This is a genomic window from Streptomyces alkaliphilus, assembly GCF_014141535.1.
GTDB classification, from domain to species: domain Bacteria; phylum Actinomycetota; class Actinomycetes; order Streptomycetales; family Streptomycetaceae; genus Streptomyces; species Streptomyces alkaliphilus.
Window position 1 is genome coordinate 1 of sequence record NZ_VKHT01000395.1, and the last position, 4485, is coordinate 4485.

General features: G+C 75.4%; 3 protein-coding genes and 1 pseudogene. All 4 read left to right on the plus strand.

The window, feature by feature from the left end; translation table 11 throughout:
• Positions 1-217, plus strand: a pseudogene (locus FNQ90_RS13695) (DUF6716 putative glycosyltransferase); the annotation flags it as partial.
• 98 nt (positions 218-315) lie between these two features.
• Complete coding sequence (locus FNQ90_RS13700; protein ID WP_182606639.1) at positions 316-1575, plus strand: acylneuraminate cytidylyltransferase; 1260 nt, start codon at positions 316-318, stop codon at positions 1573-1575.
• A complete protein-coding gene (locus tag FNQ90_RS13705; protein ID WP_143623673.1) occupies positions 1572-2534 on the plus strand; it encodes an N-acetylneuraminate synthase family protein in 963 nt (320 codons plus the stop codon). The genes FNQ90_RS13700 and FNQ90_RS13705 overlap by 4 nt, the downstream gene beginning before the upstream one ends.
• Before the next feature lie 231 nt (positions 2535-2765).
• Positions 2766-4097, plus strand: coding sequence for a hypothetical protein (locus FNQ90_RS13710; protein WP_407699362.1), 1332 nt, complete (start codon positions 2766-2768; stop codon positions 4095-4097).
• Positions 4098-4485: the final 388 nt, after the last annotated feature.

Here is a 4485-nt window from a genome sequence, read left to right on the forward strand (position 1 = left end):
GTACTACACCGTCCACACCGCCCCCGGCCACCTCCCCGGGTTGCTCGCCCGGCACGGCCTCGACCCCGAGGGCGCCCCGCTGCCCGGACGCACCGGCCCCGCGGCCGGCCCGCTCGTCCGGGTCGTGCGCGGGCCCGCCAGGGGAGCCGCCCGGGGCGTCTACCGACTCGCCGCGCAGCGCGTCGCGCCGATGATCCGCCGCTGGGGGCAGCTGTGACCGCCAACGAACCCCGTCCCGCCGATGCCGGGACCCCCGAACCCCGCTCCCGGGAGAGGGCCCCGATCCCCGGCGCGAGCCCGGAGAGGGCCTCCGAGATGCGCGCCAGGACGACGGACGCGCCCACCGTGCTCGCCGTGATCCCCGCGCGCGGCGGATCCAAGGGCGTGCCGGGCAAGAACCTCGCCCCGGTCGGTGACGTGCCGCTGGTGGCCCGCGCCGTGCGCGCCTGTCGGGCGGCCCGGCAGGTCACCGCGACCGCCGTGTCCACCGACGACCCCGGTATCGCCGCCGCCGCCCGCGCCGCCGGCGCCGAGGTGATCGAGCGGCCCCCGAACATCTCCGGGGACACCGCCACCAGCGAGGCCGCCCTGCTGCACGCCCTGGACGCGTACGAGGAGCGGCACGAGACCACCGTGGACGTGGTGCTGCTGGTGCAGTGCACCAGCCCGTTCATCACCCCCGAGGAGGTGGACGGGGTCGCCTCGGCCGTCATCGACGGCGCCGACACCGCCCTGACCGTCGCTCCCTTCCACGGCTTCCTGTGGCGCGAGGCCGCGGCCCGCCCCGCCGGCGGATCGGCCGGCGGCGGTGCCCACGGCGTCAACCACGACAAGGCGTACCGGCCGCGTCGCCAGGACCGGCCGCTGGACCTGCTGGAGACCGGCACGGCCTACGCCATGCGCGCCGACGGCTTCCGCGCCGAGCGCCACCGTTTCTTCGGTCGCACCGAACCGGTGCGCACCGACCCCGCCCGGGTGCTGGAGATCGACGATCCCCATGACCTGGCCCGCGCCCGGGCCCTGGCCCCGCTGCTGGACGGCACCGAGCCGTCCACGCGCCCCGCGCCCGCGCGGCCCGCGCGGGGCCGGCTGCCGAACCGCGACGACATCGACGCGGTCGTACTCGACTTCGACGGCACCCAGACCGATGACCGGGTGTACGTCGACTCCGACGGACGGGAGACGGTCGCCGTGCACCGCGGCGACGGCCTGGGCATCGCGGCCCTGCGCCGCGCCGGACTGCCGCTGCTGATCCTGTCCACGGAGCAGAACCCGGTCGTGGCCGCCCGGGCGCGCAAGCTGCGCGTCCCGGTGCTGCACGGCATCGACCGGAAGGACCTCGCCCTCAAGCAGTGGTGCGAGGAGCAGGCCGTCGCGCCGGAGCGGGTGCTCTACGTCGGCAACGACGTCAACGACCTGCCCTGTTTCGACCTGGTCGGTTGGCCCGTGGCCGTCGCCGACGCCCGGGACGCGGTGCTGGCCGCGGCCCGCACCGTCACCGCCGCCCCGGGTGGGGCCGGCGCGATCCGCGAGATCGCCTCGTGGATCCTCGGAAAGGAACTCATCCCGTCATGACCGCACACCTCTCCCCGGCCGCCCCGTCGAGCCCCCGGATCCGCGCCCTCGGCGACCGCGAGGTGGGCCCGGGCCGCCCGGTCTACGTCACCGGCGAGATCGGCATCAACCACAACGGCGACCTGGAGAACGCCTTCGCGCTGATCGACGCGGCCGTCGAGGCCGGCTGCGACGCCGTGAAGTTCCAGAAGCGCACCCCGGAGATCTGCACCCCGCGCGACCAGTGGGACATCGAGCGGGACACCCCCTGGGGCCGGATGACCTACATCGACTACCGCCACCGCGTGGAGTTCGGCGAGGACGAGTACCGCGCCATCGACGAGTACTGCGCCAAGCGCGGCATCCACTGGTTCGCCTCCCCGTGGGACACCGAGGCCGTCGCCTTCCTGGAGAAGTTCGACGTCCCCGCCCACAAGGTGGCCTCCGCCTCGCTGACCGACGACGAGCTGCTGCGCGCCCTGCGCGCCACCGGTCGCACGATCATCCTGTCCACCGGCATGTCCACCCCGGCGCAGATCCGGCACGCCGTCGAGGTCCTGGGCAGCGGCAACATCCTGCTCTGCCACGCCACCAGCACCTACCCCGCCAAGGCGGAGGAGCTGAACCTGCGGATGATCCACACACTGCAGGGCGAGTACCCGAACGTGCCGATCGGCTACTCCGGCCACGAGACCGGCCTGCAGACCACCCTCGCGGCGGTCGCCCTGGGCGCCGTCTTCGTCGAGCGCCACATCACCCTGGACCGCGCGATGTGGGGCTCGGACCAGGCCGCCTCGGTGGAGCCGCAGGGCCTCACCCGCCTGGTGCGCGACATCCGCACCATCGAGGAGTCCCTGGGCGACGGCGTGAAGCGGGTCTACGACAGCGAGCTGGGCCCGATGAAGAAGCTGCGCCGCGTCAAGGGCGAGATCGCCGAGCGGGCCGAGCGCGCCGCCGACGCCGAGCCGGCCGGCGTCTGATCCCGACGGGCCCCCGTCCCCACCGGCTCGCCGCGTCCGCGGTGACCGGTGGGAGCGGGGCCCTCGACACCGGGTGGAGCACTCCGCCCGACAGGGAGCGGGACGCGAGGACGGACGGGAGCGGGGACAGATGCGGCAGACCTCAGCGGCGGTGATACCGAAGCGGTCGACGCGGTCGGGAAATCGACGGCCGGTCGACCCGGGGCCGACCCCGGGGCGGGGGACAGTGCGGTGACGGCCGTCCCCGGCGTGGTGCCCGCGCCCGACGCGCCCGACCCCGAGCCGGTGCCCGCCGCCCCGCCGGGTGGTGGGGCTCCCGCGCCCGAACCCTTCACCGGCGGCCCCCTCCCGGTTCCCGGGGAAGGGGCCGCGCCCTTCACGGGAACCGGGCCCGTGGGGGACACCGAGCCGGTGGGGCCGACCCTGGCCGTCGTCGAGAGTCCCGTGCAGCTGCTCAACACCCTGGAGTGGACCCGTGCCCGGGGCGCCGACGCCGCCGACACGGAGGTGCTGGTGCTGCCGCCCCGGAACGCCGGCGGCCGGGGGCAGCTGCGCCGCATGGCCGAGCTGGCCCGGGACGCCGGCCACCCCCTCCACTGGCACGAGGTGCGCCCCGGCGCCTCCGGGCTGCGCGGCCTGACCGCCCTGGTGCCCCGGGTCCGGCGCACCTCCCGCCTGCTGATCGGCGACCCCTTCTCGCGTCGGATGCAACTGCTGCTCTCCACCGCCGCCCCCGAGCGGGTGACGGTGGTGGACGACGGCACCGCGACCCTGGAATTCCTCGCCCAACTGACCAGGGGCGAACGGCTGGTGCGCTGGCACCGCCGTCCCCCGCGCGGGATGCGGGCGGCGCTCTTCGGTCCGATCGCCGGGCGCGCGGTGGCCCGATTGGCGCCCGGTCCCGGACGGCGGGTGGAGGTCTTCACGGCGATGCCGGTGGGGGCGCCCGCGCCCCCGGAGGCGCTCGGTGGCCCCGTGGCGGACGGGGAGCCCACCGGGCCGACGGGGGAGGTCCCGGTGGGGCCTGCCGGCGTCGGGCTGCCGGTGGGGCTGGAGATCGTGCGCAATCGCCTGGAGTGGACCCGGTCCGCCTTCGGTCCGCCCACCGTCCAGGAGGGTGCCGACCTGGTGGGCACCTCCCTGGTGGAGACCGGGGTGGTGCGCGAGGACCGCTACCTGGCGGGCGTCGCCGAGCTGGCCGCCCGCCACGACGTGCGACGCTACTTCGCCCACCGACGCGAGAGCCCCGACAAGCTGCGCCGGATCGCCGCCGACTCCGGCCTGGAGATCATGCGCCCGGACCTGCCGCTGGAGCTGGTGGCCCGACGCGGCCCGATCGCCCGGCGGGTGCTCAGCTTCCCCTCCACCGTGGTGCACACCCTGCCGCCGGTGCTCGCCGGTACCGGCGCGGTGGTGACGGCGTGCCCGATCCCCGCCGACTGGCTGAGCGAGGGAGTCACCGAGCGGGCCGGGCGCTTCCTGGCCTCGGTGGTGGACTCCGCGCCGCGGGAGAGCGCGCCGGGGGAGCGGCCCGGGCCCGAGGGCTCCGACTGCGGCGCGTGACGATGCCCCGCGCCGGGCGAACACGCCGGCGCGGGGCTCTTCTCACGCGTCTCACGCGCCGGAACGCCCGGGCCGCGCTCCCGAGGACGACACGCCGACCCCGGGGAGGGGCCGATCGGTCCGGAAAAGAGCCCGGACCTCCACTTCCGTCCCGCGTGACGCACGTCTCACTTGGCGGACCCGCGAGAAGCCGGAAGTCATACCCCCTAACCTTGAGAGGTATGCACGTCCCTGCCGATCAATTGTCCCTCCATCGGGTGAACGCGCCATGACCGCCGGGAAGTTGGACGCGGCTGACGTTACCCTCGGTGAGATGGGCCACCTCCTCCCCTCCACCCGTCCGGGTTCCCCGGGATCCCCGGACACCTCCTCCGGGCTGTCTCTTATA